This is a genomic window from Streptomyces sp. PsTaAH-137, assembly GCF_003259365.1.
Classification (GTDB): domain Bacteria; phylum Actinomycetota; class Actinomycetes; order Streptomycetales; family Streptomycetaceae; genus Streptomyces.
This window is the reverse complement of sequence record NZ_QLLY01000010.1, coordinates 279,796-297,290: the sequence shown is the minus strand read 5'-3', so window position 1 is coordinate 297,290 and position 17,495 is coordinate 279,796. Positions and strand designations below refer to the sequence as shown.

Sequence of the window (17,495 nt, the reverse complement as noted above, 5' to 3'; positions counted from 1 at the left end):
GCTGTGGGTCTCCTGTGCGCGCGGAGAACGGAATCCGCGCTTCGAGTTCTGTGGGGGGACCTGTTGGATCACGAACAAGCACCACACATCGCGCCACCACCGGCGCCTTCGCCGCCGGATTCGCTGCCTGACGCGCCGCCCGGCCCGCCGCCCGAGGAGAGACCCCGGCGCGGACGTGGCCGCACGCCCGCGCTGATCGTCGCGGCCGCCGTGCTCGGCGTCGTCGCGGGCCTGTGCACGGGTTACGTCGTGCAGGCGGACCGCGACCCCGACCCGCTGCCGCCGCTCGCACAGCAGAAGGTCACCCAGGCCAAGGGCGGCAAGGCCCCCGAGGCGCTCTCCGCGGCGCAGGACCGGCGGCTCAGGACCGACGGCGACCTGCGCAAGCTGCTGGTGCCGCGGCCCTCCGGCGCCCAGAAGGCGTCGGGCATCCAGCAGGGCTGGATCGACCAGTACGGGTTCGCCGCGGACTTCGAGGAACCGGCCAGGGCGTTCCGCAACCTGTCCGACGAATCCTTCCGGCGGGCCGCGACCGTCGCCTGGGAGCGCGGCCAGTCCATGACGACGGTCAGCCTCATCCAGTACCGCGAGACCGAGCGGCTCGCCGCCCAGGACTACGTCAGCGTGCAGGGCGACTACTCCGCCGACGACGCCGGCAACGGCGGCGAGCCCGTGCCCGGCAGCGCCGAGGGCCGCGTCTACGTCTACGACCGGCCGGAGACCAAGGCCGGCTATCTGCCGCTGTACAAGTCCCACTCGCTGGCGGCCCGCGGCGACGTGGTGATGGACATCTGGATGTACGACACCAAGCCGATCCCGAAGAAGTCCGCGATGGATCTCGCAAAGCGGCAGTTGGAGCGCCTGTGAGCGACCACTCCCCGGCGCCCGAGGCGCAGGAGCAGCCCCAGGCGCACCAGCAGCCCGAGGCGCAGCAGCCGGAGCCGCAGCCCCGCCGTCGCCGTCGCTGGCCCGCCGTGGCGGTCGCCGCCGTCGTCGTGCTCGCCGTGGCCGGCGGTGTCGGCTTCACCGCGATGAAGGTGAACGACGCCGACCGCACCGTGCACGCCAAGGTGTGGGGCAAGCCCGAGCAGGACAAGCAGCGCAAGGCCGGTTCCGCCGACGAGGACCTGATGAAGCGGCTGCTGCCGATGCCCGACGGCTACAGCCCCGGGCCCGACATCGACGAGTTCGGCAACGAGCAGGTGATCACCGGCAAGGAGGCGACGGACCGCTTCAAGAAGAGCGCCGACAACCTGCCGTCCCGCCAGCGCGAGGCCCAGCACAAGTCGATCGACCGGCTGAAGCTGAAGGGCCTGGCGGTGCGCAGCTACTCCGCCGACTCCTACGACCTCGTCGTCGAGACCCAGCTCGCCGAGATCCAGAACCGGCAGGCGGGCCGGGACATCAAGGAGTTCCACTCCGAGTTCCTGCGGGAGCTCGGCGTCTTCGGCAAGGGCCCGAAGGTCAAGGGGCACCGCAACGCGGACTGCTTCCGCGCGCCCCGCGACAAGGAGACCAAGCTCGATCTGCTGACGTGCAGCGCGTACCAGGACGACCTCCTGGTCTCCGTCACCGCGTACGGCCCGGCCTCCATCGACAGCAAGGCCGTCGCCGATCTGCTGGCCCAGCAGCTCGACCACATCGCGTCACGGGGGGAGCTCGTATGACGTCCCAGCCGACAGACCAGTCCACGGAGCCGGGCCGGTCCACGGAGCGGCCCGCCGACGAGGCCGCGTCCGCGGAGCAGCCCGCGAACCGGTTCCCGGCCCCGCCGTCGCACCCGCCGGTCTACCCGGACCCGGTCCCGCCCCCGCCCGCCGTCAAGAAGGACCGGCGGGTCCTGCGGGCCGCGCTGCGCTGGACCGCGGCCGTCGTCGTGTTCGCGGCCGTCGGTGCCGGGGTCGCCTACGGGGTCACCGAGCAGAAGCGCGGGGACCTGCCGGGGCTGGCCACGAAGAGCGACGGCCGCTGGGAGTACCCGGAGATCGTCCGGCCGCCGCTGCCGAAGGACGCCCCCGCCGCGTTCGCCGAGGGCAATCTCCGCGAGGAGCACTTCGCCGACCTGCGCGAGCTGGTCCTGCCCGCGCCCGAAGGGGCCCGGGAGGACAAGGCGCTGGCCGGCAAGGACGGCTGGCTGCCCACGGCCACGTACCTGAAGACGTACGAGAAGGACGGGCGGGGCGATCTCGCCCAGGCCCTGAAGGACGGCGGCCTGCGGCACATCGCGGCGCGCGGCTGGACCATGCCCGACGGCACGCGCACCAGCGTCTACCTGCTGCGGTTCAACACGGGTGCGTTCGCCCGCGAGTACCGCACGCAGCTGGTCACGGGCCTGGCGACCTTGACCGGGGCCCCGAAGGCCGAGCGGGACTACTCGCTCGGGGGCAACGCCTTCGCGGTGCCGCACACCCATCTGTACGTCTACGGCGAGCAGAAGCCGTACGGGAAGGAACGCGTCCGGTACGCGTACGTGGAGGCCGGTGACGTGCTGGCCCTGGTGGTGCAGTCGGACGACGGGCATGCCGGCGCCGTCCCGTTCCGGCAGACCCTCGCGTTGCAGAACCAGCTGCTCGGCTGACCTCGCCGAGTGCGCCGGGCCCCACCCGACTACAGTGGGGCCCGGCTCTGTATCCGCATACGTTCCGCTCACCGAGGAGCACCCCGTGCTTGAGGCTTTCTTCTCCGCTCTGCTCGTCCTGGTCTGCGTCGGCGTCCTCGCCTTCGCCGGTCTGACCGTGAAGAAGCTGTACCAGGGCCAGCGCTGACCTACCCCACCTGATTGAGCACTCCATGATCCAGATCCCGTCGGACCTGCACCCCGACCTCGTTCCCCTCGCGTTCCTCCTGGGCAACTGGGCGGGCGCGGGTGTCACCGATTTCCCGGGCGCCGAGAAGGCCAACTTCGGCCAGGAGGTCTCCTTCACCCACGACGGGCGGGACTTCCTGGAGTACCACTCGCACACCTGGATCCTCGACAGCGAGGGCAACAAGGTGAAGCCGCTGGAGTCGGAGTCCGGCTTCTGGCGCGTCGGCAAGGACCGCAAGGTCGACGTCGTCATGGTCCGCGACGACGGTGTCGTCGAGGTCTGGTACGGCGAGCTGGCCGACAAGAAGCCGCAGATCGACCTCGCGACGGACGCCGTCGCCCGCACCGGGGCCTCGGGCCCGTACAGCGGTGGCAAGCGGCTCTACGGCTACGTGAAGAGCGACCTCATGTGGGTCGGCGAGAAGCAGACCCCCGAGGTCCCGCTGCGCCCCTACATGTCGGCCCAGCTGAAGAAGGTCGTCTCCCCGGAGGAGGTCGCCGAGATGGCGCGCAACCTCCCGGAAATGCCGGACGACGGCATCGCCTTCTTCAAGTAGTCGGCCCTCAAGCAGTCGGTCCTCAAGTGGTCCGCCGCTCAAGCAGTCACCGCTTTTTCCAAGTAGTCATAGACTCGTCGGTGTGGTGAGCACCGACTGGAAGAGCGACCTGAGGCAGCGCGGCTACCGGCTGACGCCGCAGCGACAGCTTGTCCTCGAAGCCGTGGACACCCTCGAACACGCGACCCCCGACGACATCCTGAGCGAAGTGCGCAGGACGGCGTCGGGGGTCAACATCTCCACGGTCTACCGGACCCTGGAGCTCCTGGAGGAGCTCGGGCTCGTCAGCCACGCGCATCTGGGCCACGGCGCACCCACGTACCACCTCGCCGACCGGCACCACCACCTCCACCTGGTGTGCCGGGACTGCACGAGCGTCATCGAGGCCGATGTCGACGTGGCCCGCGAGTTCACCGACAAGCTGCGCTCCGAGTTCGGCTTCGACACCGATCTGAAGCACTTCGCGATCTTCGGCCGGTGCGAGAAGTGCACCGACCGCCGTGCGGGGACGCAGGAATAAGCGCGTCCGCCCGCTCGTCGTAGTGTGTGTGAACATGCAGCGACTTTCACCGAGCAGCCCTCTGCTGACCCTCCCCGGCGCCGTCCCCGGCGAGGGCGTGGACGAAGGCGTCGCCGCCCACTACGGCGACCTGTTCCGCGAGCAGCGTTCCCTCGCCGACGGATCCGGCGTCGTCGACCTCTCGCACCGCGGTGTCATCGCCGTCACCGGTGACGACCGGCTGAGCTGGCTGCACCTGCTGCTCACCCAGCACGTCAGCGACCTGCCGGCGGGCCGGGCCACGGAAGCGCTGATCCTCTCCGCCAACGGGCACGTCGAGCACGCCCTGTACCTGGTGGACGACGGCACGACCACGTGGGCGCACGTGGAGCCCGGCACCCAGGAGGCGCTCCTCGCGTACCTGGAGTCCATGAAGTTCTTCTACCGGGTCGAGGTCGCCGACCGGACCGCCGAGTTCGCGGTCGTGCACCTGCCGGCCGGTTCCCTCGCCCCGGTGCCCGACGGGGCCGCGGTGCGCGAGACGGCGCACGGCCGCGACCTGTTCCTGCCCCGTGCCGACCTGGAGTCCTACGCGGCCGAGCACGGGCCCGCCGTCGGCCTCCTCGCGTACGAGGCGCTCCGGGTCGAGCAGCACCGCCCGCGCCTCGGCTTCGAGACCGACCACCGCACCATCCCGCACGAGCTGGGCTGGATCGGCAGCGCCGTGCACCTGCAGAAGGGCTGCTACCGCGGGCAGGAGACCGTCGCCCGCGTCCAGAACCTCGGCAAGCCGCCCCGCCGCCTCGTCTTCCTGCACCTCGACGGCAGCGAGGTGCACCTGCCGGCCCACGGCGCCGAGGTGCGGCTCGCCGCCGACGGCACCGAGGGCCGTAAGATCGGCTTCGTCACGACGTCCGTACGCCACCACGAGCTGGGCCCGATCGCGCTGGCGCTGGTGAAGCGGAACGTGCCGGTCGACGCCCCGCTCCTCGCGGAGACCACGGCGGCGGCCCAGGAAGTCGTCGTCGAGCCGTAGCTCAGATGTCGATCAGTACGGTGAACGGGCCGTCGTTCGTCAGGGACACCCGCATCTGCGCCCCGAACCGGCCCGTCGCCACCGTCGCGCCCAGCGTCCGCAGCTGGGCCACGACCTCGTCGACCAGCGGCTCGGCGACCTCGCCGGGAGCCGCCGCGTTCCAGGTGGGGCGGCGGCCCTTGCGGGCGTCGCCGTAGAGCGTGAACTGGCTGATGACCAGCAGCGGCGCGTCGATGTCGCTGCACGACCTCTCGTCGGCGAGCATCCGTACCGACCAGAGCTTGCGGGCCAGCCGGGCCGCGTCCTCCGGAGTGTCCTCGTGGGTCACCCCGACCAGGACGCACAGCCCCTCGCCCTTGATCTCGCCCACGGTCTCGCCGTCCACGACGACGCTCGCGCCGTCCACCCGCTGTACCACTGCTCGCATACGGTCATCATGCCGTGCCCGGCATATTCCGCTGCCGAACCCCCCATCCGGGGCCGATATGGGGCACTCGTACCCTAAGTGGCCACGCGGAGTGGCACGATGCTCACACGTGGTGCGCCGGAGGCGCACGGCGCGGTCCGGTCGAGGGGACGGTAAGCACACACCATGGATTCCCATGCCATGAGCCACACAACGAGTACGGGGGCGCCCGCGGGGCGCGCCACGGTGTCGCTGACGCATCTGTCACGGCCGCCGGTGCAGCGCACGGACAGCCCCGAACTGCCGCCCGTCGCCGTACCCGACCTGGCCACGCTGCTCCTGCCCGAACTGCGCACGCTGCGCCGGGATTCCCAGCAGGACGAGGCCGACCTGAGCTATGTGCGGCGGCTGCTCCAGGGCCGGATCGACATCCTGCGGGCCGAGTTGGCGCGGCGCCGCGATCCTGAAGGCCCGGTCGTGGACCGGCTCTCCGAGATCCTGCGCGACCAGCCGACCCGTTACCGCTCGTCCGCCCGCCACGTCACGCTCGGGACCCCGCGCAGTGAGGAGTTCCGGCGGCTGGCCTCGGAGATGCTCTCCGAGGTGGAGCTGTCGGATCTGGGGGCGCGCACCGATGACGAGCTGCATGCCGGGATGGGGCGGCTCGTCCGGTACGAGCAGCAGGTGTCGCGGAGGCGGCAGCACTTGCAGCGCACGGCCGACGACTGCAGCGCCGAGATCGCCCGCCGCTACCGGGAGGGCGAGGCCCAGGTCGCCGACCTGCTGGGAGGCTGACGGACCCGCCGCCGGTCGCGCAGTTCCCCGCGCCCCTGGTTTGTTCTTCGGGTGCGGCCCGGTGGCCGCTTCTCGCGCAGTTCCCCGCGCCCCTGAGGCAGGCGCTTCGCGCCGCCTCCCCTTGAGGCTGCGCTGCGCGCGCCTCCCGATGGGCGCAGCGGTGGCGCGCCTCTCCTGATGGGGCGGCGGTGGCGCGCCTCTCTTGATGAGATGGCGCACGAAGTGCGCATCTCAGGGGCGCGGGGAACTGCGCGAGAAGCCCCACCGGCCGGCAGCCGACGAACTACCCAGGGGCGCGGGCCAACCTCCGCAAGCGGCCCCCCAACAATCCAGGCGACACCCGGCAGGGCCCCGCCTAGCGTGGCGGGATGAGTGATATCGATGTGCGGGCCATCCACGAGGACGAACTCCCCGAGTGGGTCCGCGCCCTGAACACCGGGTTCCTGCGCTCCCAGACCCCCTCCCCGGAGGAGATCACCAAGCGCAGGGCCCACTTCGACCTGACCCGCACCAGAGCCGCGTTCCCCCCGGACAGCAAGCGCCAGGTCGCCACCTTCCGCTCGTTCGCACAGAAGCTGACCCTCCCGGGCGGCGCGGCCGTCCCCACGGACGCCATCTCGAACGTCACGGTCAGCCCCACCCACCGCCGCCGCGGCCTGCTCACCCGCATGATGGCCGCCGACCTCGCCGAGGCGAAGGAGCGCGGCGACGTGGCCGCGACCCTGAACGCCGCCGAGTACCCGATCTACGGACGCTACGGATTCGGCCCCGCGACGCACACCGTCGACTGGCAGATCGACGTGCCCCGCGCCGGACTCGACCCGCGCAGGACCGCCCCCGACGACGGCGGCAGCGTCGAACTCGTCGGCGTGGAGGAGGTGCGCCGCCTCGGCCCCGCCCTGCACGAGCGGGTGGGCGAGCGGATCGCGGGCGTGGTGTCGCGCGACGCCTACTGGTGGGAGCGCGACACGGGACTGCACCCGACCCCCGAGAACCCGTGGAAGGAACCCTTCTACGTGCTGTACCGCAACGCCCGGGGCGAGGCGGAGGGCCTGGCCGCCTACCGCACCGAGGACCGTTTCAACGAGGCGGTGCAGCCGGAGAGCACGGCACGGGTGCAATACCTGTTCGGACTGACCCCGGACGCCGAGCGCGCCCTGTGGCACTACATCTGCTCGATCGACTGGATCACGGCCGTCCGCACCGGCATGCGGGCCACCGACGACCTGCTCCCCGACTTCCTGCCCGACCCGCGCGCCGCCCGTGTGGTCTCCCGGGCCGACTTCCTGTGGGCGCGGATCCTGGACGTCGTACGGGCGTTGGAAGCACGTACGTACGAGACGGCCGGCGAGCTGGTGCTCGAGGTGCACGACGCGGCGGGGTTCGCCGCGGGACGGTTCGCGTTGGCGGCGGCGCCCGACGGTGCGGTCTGCGCGCCGAGCGCCGCGGCTCCCCAGCTCACGCTCGACATCCGCGAGCTGGGGGCGCTGTGGCTGGGCGGCGGCTCCGCGGTGCGGCTCGCCGCCCTCGGCCGGGTGGTGGAGGAGGAGACGGGCGCCGCCGCCGTGGCCGACACCCTGTTCCGTACGGCACGGCGCCCGTGGTGCCCCGACGTGTTCTGAGGCCGGCGGCACACTCCGAAGACCGACCGGGCTCCCGGCTCCCCTCCGGAAGGGAGCCCGGTCAGCCGCTCTGGGCCAGCAGCATCACGAGGGCGACCGCCCCGATGCCGCTGATCACGGTGTTCTTGGCCTTCAGGCCGACGGACAGCAGGATGAAGGCGATGATGCCCACCGGGCCGTACTTCCACTGGATGAGCTGCTCGAATCCGATGGCCAGCGCGGCGACGACGATGGCGAAGACCGGCATGTCCCTACCCCCTTAGGTGGGAGTGGTGACCAACTCTGCTGCCAAAGTGGTGGCGTAGACCAACTCCTGTGGTCGACGCCAACCCCCGTGGTTGTCCGACCATGTCGTCCAAGTTGGTCACCAACTCACTGGTACTTATCTCCGCTCCAGCGCGACTTATAACCATCCTTCCTTCAACTCCCTTGAGATGGCGTGAAGTTGTACCGTTGAAGGGTGAGCTTGGAGCATGCCGCCGTCAATGGACGGCCAGAGCCGCAGCGGGCGCAGTGGACGTACCGCGAGGTGGCGGACGAGCTGCGGGCCCGGATCCGCTCCGGGGCCCTGCGCGCGGGCCAACGAATGCCAACTCAGGCACAGTTGGCGGACGACTTCGGCGTGGAGCGCTCCGCGGTCCGCCAGGCGCTGCGCATTCTGCAGTCCGAGCACCTGCTGGCCAACGTCTCGAAGGGCAGCCCGGCGACCGTCGCGGAGAACCCGCAGTCGGTGTTCCGTGGCCCGGGCGCGCCCCCGCAGCCGACGATGGTGGGGCTCGCCCCGCGGATCACGGCCGCCTTCCGGCAGCAGGACGTGGAGATCGACGCCCTGTGCCTGACGTCGGTCTCGCTGACCCTCGCGATGGGCGAACCCCTCCGGCAGATCCACGCGGGCCGCATGAAACCGGCCAAGGTCAGGGTCCGCGTCCTGATGCCAAGCCGGGACATCGACCTCGCCTTCCCGGCCCCCGCCGCAGCCCTGGAGGCGGAGCAGGAGGCGGCTCTCGGGGGGAGGCTGCGGCGCCACTGGCTGGCGCAGCGCAACGCGCAGGGGCAGGTGCTCAAGCACAACCTGACGGCTTTGCGCACCACGCACGGCATGGACGTGCACGTGGAGTTCCGCGCCCTCCCGTTCACGCCACCGGTCAAGCTCTATCTGCTCAACGGCAACGAGGCGCTCTTCGCCTACTACACACTGAGCAGGCGCGGTGAGCAGCTCGATCACGAGCGGGTCGACGTGTACGACGCGACGGGCGTCCAGCAGATGCTCTTCGCCTTCGAACAGGGGGCGGGACTGCGTGACACCACGTTCGTCGAGCAGTCCCACCTGTGGTTCAACAGCCTCTGGAACACGATCAGTACGGATCTGACGCTGATCGGTCCCTGATCCGGCTCCAGAGGAACCGGGCCTAGTGGAGCGCGGGGCCGGCCACCATGATCGCGAGCAGTACGCCACCGATGGAACTGCAGGTGGCGTTCCTGGCCTTGACGCCCACGGCCAGCAGGAGCAGGCCGGCGATGCCGGCCGGGCCGTAGTGCCACTGGACGAGCTGCTCGAAGGTGATCACGAAGACCGCGGAGAGGAGACTCAGGAAAGGCACGACGGTTCCCCCTTCATCGGCTTCGGCAGATGCATGAGCCATGCTGGAGGGGTTGGCCGAGTGCGTGCCATCTCATAACCATCCGGTGCCAAGTTGGCTACCAACCCACGATTGTTGTCCCCAACTCGCGACCCTGAAAAACAAGTCTTCAACAACTCCCGCCAAATGGACGGGAGTTGTACCATTTGGTTGTGACCCGGGAGAGCGTGGCGGACATGGCGGACACGATGGACGTGACACTGAACGGAAGCAGAAAGCGGGGCCCCCAGGAGATCGCCGACGACCTGCGCCGCCGGATCAAGGCCGGTGAGCTCAGGGCGGGCGACCGGCTGCCCACGCAGGCGGTGCTCGCCGAGGAGTTCGGAGTGGAGCGCGGCACGGTCCGCCAGGCGCTCCAACTCCTTGAGGCCGACGGCCTGTTGAGCAGCCGCAGCAAGGGGAGCCCGCCGCGCATCGCCTCCGCGGCCACCGCGCCCGACGGCCCGCAGCCCACGATGGTCGCCCTGGCCCCACGGCTCGTCGAGGCGTTCCAGGCGCCCGAGGTGCGCATCGACGCGGTGTGCATGACCTCGGAGACCCTCATGCTGGCCCTCGGCGAACCGCTCCGCCTGATCCACGAGGGCCGGATGCGCCCCGGCGTCGTCGACGTCCGCATCCTGCTGCCCGGCCGCGACATCGACCTCGCCTTCCCGGTGCCGGTCCCGGACCCCGGCGACGGCACCGACCGCGCCGACGACGTGGCGGTCCACCAGCGCTGGCTGGCCCAGCGCAACGCCCAGGGCCAGGTGCTGCGCCACAACCTCCGCTCGCTGCGCTCCTCGCACGGCATCGACGTCCGGGTGACCTTCCGCGCCCTGCCGTTCACGCCCCCCGTGAAGCTCTACCTCCTCAACCACGAGGAGGCGCTCCTCTCGTACTACATGGTCACCAAGCGCGAGGAGGAGATCGACAGTGGCACCAAGCTGGAGATGTACGCGGCGACGGGCACCCAGGCCCTGCTGTTCTCCTTCGAGAAGCGCGCGGGCCACCGGGACCGCGCCTTCGTCGAGGAGTCCCAGAAATGGTTCGACGCGCTCTGGGCAACCATCACGTCGGACCTGACACTCTCCTAGTGACTTCTGATCTGGCGAAGCAGACTGACACTGTGGCTGATGAGACGGAATACCGAGGGGAACTGACCGATCTCGTGCGAGGGGCGCGGTACGTGCTCTTCGACTTCGACGGGCCGATCTGCCGGTTGTTCGCCGGACGGCCGGCCGAGTGGATCGCGCGGGAGCAGGTGGCCTGGCTGGACGCGCAGGGTCTGGGCGACGCGCTCACGCGGGAGGAGCGCGCGGACAGCGATCCGCACAGCGCGCTGCGCAGCCTGGGCCTCCAGCGGCCGTCCAGCGATCTGGTCGTGGAGATGGAGAAACGTCTCACCGACCAGGAGCTGCAAGCCGTCCCCACCGCCTGGCCCACCCCGTACGCGGACCCGCTGATCCGCACCTGGTCGGCCGTCGGCGCCCGCCTCGCCATCACCACCAACAACTCGCCCGAGGTGGCCCGGCGCTACCTGGAGGGCCGCGGCCTCTCCGCCTGTTTCGAGCCGCACATCTACGGCCGCACCCAGGACCTGGAACGCCTCAAGCCCGACCCGTACTGCCTCAACCGCGCGCTGAACGCCATGGGCGCGGCCCACGCCGCCACCCTGATGATCGGCGACACCCCGACGGACCTGCGCGCCGCCGAGGCCGCCGGGGTCGCCTTCCTCGGCTACGCGCGTAACGAGGACAAGAAACGGACGCTGAGAGAGGCGGGTGCCTCTCAGGTGGTGGAGTCGCTGGAAGGGCTGCTGAGAATTCTGCAGAACCGGTCCTGAGCTGGGACTCCTCCGTTCTGGCTGACAAGTCGGTGGAGTTGGCTGCCAACTGGCGTAAGGTTGACGGAACTTGGTACTGGGGATGGGTACCGCATATCCGTACTGCGGATCGGTACTGCGGAGGTGATCGTGCCGTGGTGAACGACAAGGGCGTCCCGGCGCTCCGGCCGACCTCCGAGGGCATAGCCGACGTACTGCGGGAACGCATCAGGACCGGCGTGCTCGGGCCCGGCGCCCGGCTGCCCACGCAGGCCGCGCTCGCCGAGGAGTTCGGGGTGGAGCGGGGCGCGGTGCGGGGCGCGCTGCAACTGCTTCGGGCGGACGGCCTGCTGACCAACGTGAGCAAGGGCAGCCCGCCGCAGGTCGCCGAGCGGGCGCCGACCGCCTTGCCGACCGGATCGCGCTCGGCGCGCAGCATCCTCGGCCCACGGCTGGTCGCCGCGTTCCAGGAGTCGGAGGTGCGCCTCGATGTGGTGTGCCTGACGGCGGAGACCCTGATGGTGTCGCTGGGCGAGCCGCTGCGGCTGGTCTTCGAGGGGCGGAGCCGCCCCCGGTCGGTCCACGTCCGCGTCCTGCTCCCGGCAAGCGACCAGCACCTCGACTACCCCGCGCCCGAGAAGGGCTGGGGCCACGACGCCGAACTCGACGCGGCGCTCCACCGGCGCAACCGCAACCAACTGGCCGCCCAGCAGCAGGTGCTGGAGCAGAACTTCACACTGCTGCGCAGGATGGGCGGCATCGACGTCCGCACGGAGTTCCGCCGCCTGACGGGCACCCCGACCCGCAAGGTCTATCTGCTCAACCGGCAGGAGGCCCTGATCGGGCACTACATCCCGCAGCGGATCATGCGCGAGGTCGACGACTACGACAACGGCACCCCGGTGCCCCTGTGCGACGTACGCGGCTTCGAGACCCCGATGTTCGCCTTCGCCCGCGGCGGAAGCCCGAGAGAGGCCGCCTTCGTGGAGGCCGAGCAGGAGATGTTCGACGGGCTGTGGGAGTACGTGGCGCGGGATGCGGGTCAGGCCTGAGAGAAGGCCAGAAGCACCAGAACCGCGGCGACGCCTGCCCAGGAGGCTGACCTGCGCACGCTCGACCGCCAGAAGGCCGCCCCGCCGCCGAGCAGCAGCATGCCCAGAACGCCGAACTGGGACTGGAGGACCTGCTCGACGGCGTAGGCGCAGACGGGCGCCAGTATCTCCAGCAGAGGGCTCATGATCCCCACCCCTTCACCGATGCTCTGGCATCAGTAACTAGTCGTCCAATCAATCCAATTGGACGGGTTGACGTGTATTGGACTTCCCCGGGTCGGTAGATCGGTAATCAACCTTTCACTGCTACAACCAATTTGACCGAAACCGGTGTGCTGGTGGACTGAGACGGAGTAGTTTCATGGGGTGGTGAAAGGGCGCGACGGCAACGGTGGCGGCGGCAGGGAGGTCATACGTGTCGCCGACGAGCTGCGTTCGCGCATCACAGAGGGCCGCTACCCGCTCAACAGCATGCTGCCGCCCCAGCGGGCACTCGCGGAGGAACTGTCCGTCTCTCGGGACACGATCCAGCGGGCCTTGGCGGAGCTGGCGAGCGAAAGCTGGATCGCGCCACGGCAGGGCAGCGGGACCCGGGTGATCAAGACGCAGCGGGTGCAGTCGTATACCCTGCCCGGGGCTCGGGCGGGTCGCGTGACGCTGCGGGAGTGCTTCGACGAGGTGTTCGCGGGGGAGGAAGTCGTCCTCGACGTGTTCACCTTCACCTCGCAGTCGCTGGATACCCAGGTCAAGGGACAGTTGGAGCGGGTCAGGTCAGGGCTTGTCGCCCCGCGGCGGATCATTGTGCGGATGCTCCTGCCGGACGAGTCGTTGGACCTGCCGTTCCCGCGGGCTCTCCACGACGACAACAGCGCGGATGTGAACGCTCGCCTGAGGGAGCGGGCCCTCGACATAACACACCGGCACTCCGAGTCCCTGGCGCTCGAACTGCGTCAGCTGGTGGCCGAGGGGCTGGTGAAGAGCGCCGATCTGTCGATCAGGCATGTGCCGCTCGTTCCCGTCTTCAAGATCTACTTGATGAACCGCACGCAGGCACTGCACGGCCCCTATGAGGTGAAGCCCCGCCCCATCATTCTGAGTTCTTCGGAGACCGTCGAGGCCTTGGACGTACTTGGTCTGGGAGCGTCCCTCACGCACTACGCCAGGGACGAGAACCCGGATTCGCGAGGGTCGGTCTTCGTGGTCACCTGGCAGCGGTGGTTCGATTCCGTTTGGAAGTATCTGGCCGTGTGAACGGGGTCGGCCGAGACCGGACCGGAACCGTTCGTCTATCGAACGCGGATCTCGGAAGTGTGGCTTTCGTCCGCCGGTATCAGCCGTTTGGGACACAGGAAGTGTGGGTGGCCCCCGCAGGCCGATACCCTGAGGCGTTTCCGTCCTGACTTCCGCATGGCCATGCAGGAGACGCCTGTGTCCGCCTCTTCCCCCGCGCGCCCGATCAAGGGCGCGGCGCTGGACGACTCCCAATGGGCCGCGCTCATGAAGTACGCGGAGAACAAGGGGGCGGTGATGGAGGGCCATCACAACACCAACCGGGTGGTGGATCTGCCGTCCGCCATGGCGGGTTGGTTCGGCGGCTCTCTGGGGACGCCGGCTCTGGTGACAGTACGGGCACGGAAGCCGGAGGCCCTGCCGGTGGTGATCCGGACGTGGCAGGACGAGGGACCGGTTCTGGACGCGGTCGGCCTGTTCCTCGGGAACGTGCCCCGCTGCCTGGCCCGACGGGATGACGTGGCGGTCCACAGCTACGTCCAGGGCGTGCCCCTGTCGCTGACATGCCCGCCCGGTGAATTCCTGGAGCCGGAGATGGTGCGGGCCCTGGCCGGAGAGCTCGCGCGGATGACGAGGGTGCGAGTCGAGGAGCTTCCGCCGCTGCCGGAGACATGGTCCCCGGTGCGTCGTCTGCCGGGACAGAGCGCGGAGTTCCTCAGGACTCTCGCGCTGGCCGCCGATACTCAGATCCGGCAGCCCAATTGGGCCGAGTTCGGTGGGCTGTTCGCGTCTTTGGGAGTGACCGAACACGCGCTGATCGACTTTTCGGAGAGGGTGCCGAAGCTCCACAACCGGCCTTTCAGCCTGCTGCACGGCGACCTTCACCGCGACAATTTGATCGTCGCCTTCGATCAGCCGAAGCGCCCGTTGATCTGCGTCGACTGGGAACTCGCGATGTACGGGGACCCGTTGCACGACCTCGCGACTCACCTGGTGCGCATGCGCTACCCGAGCAAGCAGTGGGACGAGGTCATCGAGGCGTGGTGCCGAGCGATGAAGGAGGAGGGCCGGGAGCAGGTTACGGACGATGTGGCGGGCGATCTCTCGCGCTACGTCGATTTTGAGCGCGCGCAGTCCGTGTATCCGGATGTGATGCGAGCCGTGTCGGCTCTCGGTTCCTCGTTCGGGCCCGGTGATCTGGAGCTGGCGGCCCTGGAGGTGCACCGGGCTCTCGAGGCGGCCGAACGGCCACTGCAGCTGAGCGGGCCTCCGAAGATGAGCACCATCGAGCAGCTGATCCTGCGATGGTGCAAAGGCCGTGGAGCACGTTTCCTCGAGAAGGAACCTGGGGCGCGCTGGACTTGGGACCGTGACGAACGGGTGCCGCTGCGCTCCGAGTTCGGCGAGAAGGTGGTGGAGGAAGCGCTGTGGGCCGAGGCGCTGGCCTCCGCCCGCCAGGTGTTCAAAGGCGCGACACACCTCAGCACCGTGGTGAACGCGGGAGGCGTGGATGTGGTCGTACGCCGCAAGCTGGGGGCCGTGACCCTGCGGGAACCCCGCTTCCTCATGGAACACGAGGTCCTGGGAGCCATCGAGGCAGCCGGGGTGGCGGTGCGTGCGCCGCGAGTGATGGCGCTGGGCAAGAGCGAGCTGGAGGACGAGTTCACCCTCCACACCTATGAGGGGCATGGCGGTCCCGGCCGCCGTGCCGAGCATCCGGAGCGAGGTCTGCTGCCGGGGGAGGCCGACGATCTGGTGGATCAGCTGTACGCGCTGTCGAAGGTCGACGCCCGGCCGCTGGACCAGCATCGTGGCAGTGGCAGTTTTTACCGCTGGCTCTGTCTGAAGCTCGTCAGGATGGTCGAGGAGCTGCCCGCGGAATCCGCGCGCGTGGCAAGCAAGTTGGGTCTTCCGGGCGCGCGCTGGCTGAAGATGGCGCTGGCGCCGCGCGATGTCACACGGCGGGGAAAGGTGCTGCTGCACGGCGATCTGAACCCGTGGAATCTGGTCCGCCTCGGACATCGGGGCGGCGGGCATCGTCTGGCACTGATCGACTGGGAGATGGCCCTGGTCGGGGATCCGCTCTACGACCTGGTTCGGCACATGCATCTGTCACCGACCAAGCAGGAGATCCGCTTGCAGATGTTCCGACGATGGTCCGCCCTGATGCCGGCCGTCCATACCTGTGGGTGGCAGAAGGACCTTGAGACGTACCGACAGCTGGAGGTGGTTCGCTCGGCCTACGTCGATCTGGACCGGCTGGTCACGGGCGAGGGGCTGGACGCGCCCAATGTCCGGCGCGCGGTCGGCTCGTACAGCACCACGCTGCGTCAGGCGCTGCACTACCTGGGTATGGGCGCCGCGGGTCAAGCGGCTCTGAGCAACCCGTATCTTGTGTTCGCCCTGCCGCGCGCGGACGATGGGGTTTGGGGGAAGGGAACGGCAGTCTCCGGACCGGGCCTGAGCCTCGTGTGAGTTCCCGTCCGGAGCGGGAGGCGACGCATGTCCTACGGTACGGGGGACCGGGAGAGTGGTGCTGGATGGTGGCGCGCGCTACGGCGGTTCCGGGAGCGGTTCCAGCCGGTGTCCGTCCGTATCCTGTTGGCGGCCGGCACCGTCACGGGGCTGCTGGCCCAGTGCGTCAAACCGGTCGGGGATGCCCTGGCAGGCAAGACGTTCCTGTTCGTCGCTCTGCTCAGTGGCGTGGCATACGTCTTCTACGACGCGCTGCGTGAACTGAGCCAGGCCGTCTGGCTCCCGGCACGAGACCGGGTCGACTCGCGGTCTCTGGGCAGCTTCGTGGCGGAGGCGTTCCAGGCGCGGCGGGTGGAGATCAGCTTCTTCGGTTATACGGGGGAGACCCTCTACAACGAGCTGTACCACCGTCTCGAACACCTGGAGGACAACCCGGGTCCCACCCGACGGGTCGTCATCCGGGTCATGGTGCCGGACTTCTCCCAGCCGATGCGGGTGCCCTCGCGGGTGGGTGACGACGACAGGCCCCAGGACTCGCCCGAGTTCCGGGAGCGGGCCGAGCGCAAGTGTCAGGAGTACGACCAGATCCTGTCCGAACTGGCGCAGGGCCTCACCCGGATCGGGCGCATGGACGTGAGCTGTGAGTACCGCGTCTACCACGGTCCTCCGCTCCACAAGCTGTGCATCTTCAACCGCAAGCGCGTCCTGCACGGCCTCTACAACGTCTCGACCCGTATGCCCCTGCGTGGTCCGGAGTACTACGACCCCAAGGGCTTCGACACCGACCTCACCGTCCTCGCCGGGGACCGCGGCACCCAGGACGAGGCCGCCATCGCCATGTGGGTCAAGCACTTCGACGACCTGTGGAGACTGGTGGCCGAGGAGCCCGCATGGCGGCGGGCCGCCGCTGCCTGAGTCGGCGGGGCCGGGCCCGTACCCTCCTCCCCATGACCACCCCACCCCCTCCCTCCCTCCGCGAACTGAAGAAGCGGCGCACCCGCGAGACGCTCTCCGAGACCGCGATCCGGCTGTTCCTGGAGAGGGGGTACGACCAGGTGTCCGTGGCCGAGGTGGCTGCCGCCGCCGAGGTGTCCAAGCCGACCTTGTTCCGGTACTTCGCGGCCAAGGAGGACCTGGTCCTGCACCGGTTCGCCGATCACGAGGACGAGGCGGCCCGGGTCGTGGCCGGGCGGGCGGCGGGGGAGAGCGCGCTGGAGGCGTTGCGGCGGCACTTTCTGGCGGGGCTGGAGCGGCGGGACCCGGTGACCGGGCTGTGCGATCACCCGGCGGTGCTGGCCTATCAGCGGTTGTTGTACGGGACGCCGGCGCTGGTGGCGCGGTTGTACGGGTATCAGGAGCGGTCGGAGAAGGCGCTGGCCGCGGCGCTGGGCGGCCCGGAGTTCGAGGCGCGGCTCGCGGCCGGGCAGATCGTCGCCGTGCAGCGCGTGCTGGCGCAGGAGAACGGGCGGCGGATCGCGGCCGGGGAGTCGGCCGACGCGATCGAGGCGGACGCGGTGCGCGCCGCCGAGCTGGGGTTCGGGCAGCTGGCGCATGGCGTGACAGAGTAAAGAATGTA

At 69.7% G+C, this 17,495-nt stretch carries 20 protein-coding genes; 16 read left to right on the top strand and 4 right to left on the bottom strand.

The genetic code is table 11. The features are described 5' to 3' along the window. The first annotated feature begins 63 nt into the window (after positions 1–63). From K377_RS23685 to K377_RS23655, 6 genes are all read left to right on the top strand, one after another. Positions 64–867, top strand: a complete 804-nt coding sequence (locus tag K377_RS23685; protein WP_237551649.1) for a hypothetical protein — start codon at positions 64–66, stop codon at positions 865–867. Beyond that, the gene (locus K377_RS41745) at positions 864–1,667 is read left to right on the top strand and encodes a hypothetical protein (RefSeq protein ID WP_161195087.1); all 804 of its coding nucleotides are present in this window, start codon (positions 864–866) and stop codon (positions 1,665–1,667) included. The genes K377_RS23685 and K377_RS41745 overlap by 4 nt, the downstream gene beginning before the upstream one ends. Further along, positions 1,664–2,578, top strand: a complete 915-nt coding sequence (locus K377_RS23675; RefSeq protein ID WP_111665470.1) for a hypothetical protein — start codon at positions 1,664–1,666, stop codon at positions 2,576–2,578. The genes K377_RS41745 and K377_RS23675 overlap by 4 nt, the downstream gene beginning before the upstream one ends. A 212-nt stretch (positions 2,579–2,790) precedes the next feature. Beyond that, on the top strand, positions 2,791–3,363 hold the full coding sequence (locus tag K377_RS23665) for an FABP family protein (RefSeq protein ID WP_111665469.1): 573 nt from the start codon (positions 2,791–2,793) through the stop codon (positions 3,361–3,363). 82 nt (positions 3,364–3,445) lie between these two features. Beyond that, the gene (locus K377_RS23660; protein WP_111665468.1) at positions 3,446–3,883 is read left to right on the top strand and encodes a Fur family transcriptional regulator; all 438 of its coding nucleotides are present in this window, start codon (positions 3,446–3,448) and stop codon (positions 3,881–3,883) included. Positions 3,884–3,917: 34 nt separating this feature from the next. Further along, positions 3,918–4,898, top strand: a complete 981-nt coding sequence (locus K377_RS23655) for a folate-binding protein YgfZ (RefSeq protein ID WP_111665549.1) — start codon at positions 3,918–3,920, stop codon at positions 4,896–4,898. A gap of 1 nt (position 4,899) precedes the next feature. On the opposite strand, the gene dtd is transcribed toward K377_RS23655, so the two are convergent. Further along, positions 4,900–5,325 (bottom strand): D-aminoacyl-tRNA deacylase, encoded by a 426-nt coding sequence (dtd, locus tag K377_RS23650; protein WP_111665467.1) that lies wholly within the window; start codon positions 5,323–5,325, stop codon positions 4,900–4,902. Between the two features lie 180 nt (positions 5,326–5,505). Between dtd and K377_RS23645 the strand changes: the two genes are divergently transcribed. Together K377_RS23645 and K377_RS23640 are read left to right on the top strand one after the other, a co-directional pair. Continuing rightward, positions 5,506–6,099, top strand: a complete 594-nt coding sequence (locus tag K377_RS23645) for an ABC transporter substrate-binding protein (RefSeq protein ID WP_111665466.1) — start codon at positions 5,506–5,508, stop codon at positions 6,097–6,099. Between the two features lie 368 nt (positions 6,100–6,467). Beyond that, positions 6,468–7,721 (top strand): GNAT family N-acetyltransferase, encoded by a 1,254-nt coding sequence (locus K377_RS23640; protein WP_111665465.1) that lies wholly within the window; start codon positions 6,468–6,470, stop codon positions 7,719–7,721. A 61-nt stretch (positions 7,722–7,782) separates the two neighbouring features. On the opposite strand, the gene K377_RS23635 is transcribed toward K377_RS23640, so the two are convergent. Continuing rightward, complete coding sequence (locus K377_RS23635; RefSeq protein WP_111665464.1) at positions 7,783–7,968, bottom strand: hypothetical protein; 186 nt, start codon at positions 7,966–7,968, stop codon at positions 7,783–7,785. A gap of 213 nt (positions 7,969–8,181) precedes the next feature. Between K377_RS23635 and K377_RS23630 the strand changes: the two genes are divergently transcribed. Beyond that, the gene (locus K377_RS23630; RefSeq protein ID WP_161195086.1) at positions 8,182–9,108 is read left to right on the top strand and encodes a winged helix-turn-helix domain-containing protein; all 927 of its coding nucleotides are present in this window, start codon (positions 8,182–8,184) and stop codon (positions 9,106–9,108) included. Positions 9,109–9,130: 22 nt separating this feature from the next. On the opposite strand, the gene K377_RS23625 is transcribed toward K377_RS23630, so the two are convergent. Further along, positions 9,131–9,322 (bottom strand): hypothetical protein, encoded by a 192-nt coding sequence (locus K377_RS23625; protein ID WP_111665462.1) that lies wholly within the window; start codon positions 9,320–9,322, stop codon positions 9,131–9,133. 185 nt (positions 9,323–9,507) lie between these two features. On the opposite strand from K377_RS23625, the gene K377_RS23620 reads away from it, so the two are divergent. The 3 genes from K377_RS23620 (at position 9,508) to K377_RS23610 (ending at position 12,214) form a co-directional block, all read left to right on the top strand. Further along, positions 9,508–10,434, top strand: coding sequence for a winged helix-turn-helix domain-containing protein (locus K377_RS23620; RefSeq protein ID WP_161195089.1), 927 nt, complete (start codon positions 9,508–9,510; stop codon positions 10,432–10,434). After that, entirely contained in the window at positions 10,383–11,183 is an 801-nt protein-coding gene (locus tag K377_RS23615) for an HAD family hydrolase (protein WP_111665461.1), read from the top strand. The genes K377_RS23620 and K377_RS23615 overlap by 52 nt, the downstream gene beginning before the upstream one ends. A gap of 134 nt (positions 11,184–11,317) precedes the next feature. After that, positions 11,318–12,214 carry a GntR family transcriptional regulator gene (locus K377_RS23610; RefSeq protein WP_258395111.1) on the top strand — a complete coding sequence of 299 codons (897 nt, stop codon included), beginning with the start codon at positions 11,318–11,320 and terminating at the stop codon, positions 12,212–12,214. Here K377_RS23610 and K377_RS23605 read toward each other — a convergent pair. Beyond that, a complete protein-coding gene (locus tag K377_RS23605) occupies positions 12,205–12,399 on the bottom strand; it encodes a hypothetical protein (RefSeq protein ID WP_146614756.1) in 195 nt (64 codons plus the stop codon). The genes K377_RS23610 and K377_RS23605 overlap by 10 nt on opposite strands. A 181-nt stretch (positions 12,400–12,580) precedes the next feature. Between K377_RS23605 and K377_RS23600 the strand changes: the two genes are divergently transcribed. From K377_RS23600 to K377_RS23585, 4 genes are all read left to right on the top strand, one after another. Then, positions 12,581–13,465, top strand: a complete 885-nt coding sequence (locus K377_RS23600) for a GntR family transcriptional regulator (protein ID WP_309252244.1) — start codon at positions 12,581–12,583, stop codon at positions 13,463–13,465. A 177-nt stretch (positions 13,466–13,642) separates the two neighbouring features. Next, a complete protein-coding gene (locus K377_RS23595) occupies positions 13,643–15,919 on the top strand; it encodes an aminoglycoside phosphotransferase family protein (protein WP_258395110.1) in 2,277 nt (758 codons plus the stop codon). Between the two features lie 108 nt (positions 15,920–16,027). Beyond that, entirely contained in the window at positions 16,028–16,834 is an 807-nt protein-coding gene (locus K377_RS23590; RefSeq protein WP_258395109.1) for a hypothetical protein, read from the top strand. 32 nt (positions 16,835–16,866) lie between these two features. Next, the gene (locus K377_RS23585; protein ID WP_111665544.1) at positions 16,867–17,487 is read left to right on the top strand and encodes a TetR/AcrR family transcriptional regulator; all 621 of its coding nucleotides are present in this window, start codon (positions 16,867–16,869) and stop codon (positions 17,485–17,487) included. Positions 17,488–17,495: the final 8 nt, after the last annotated feature.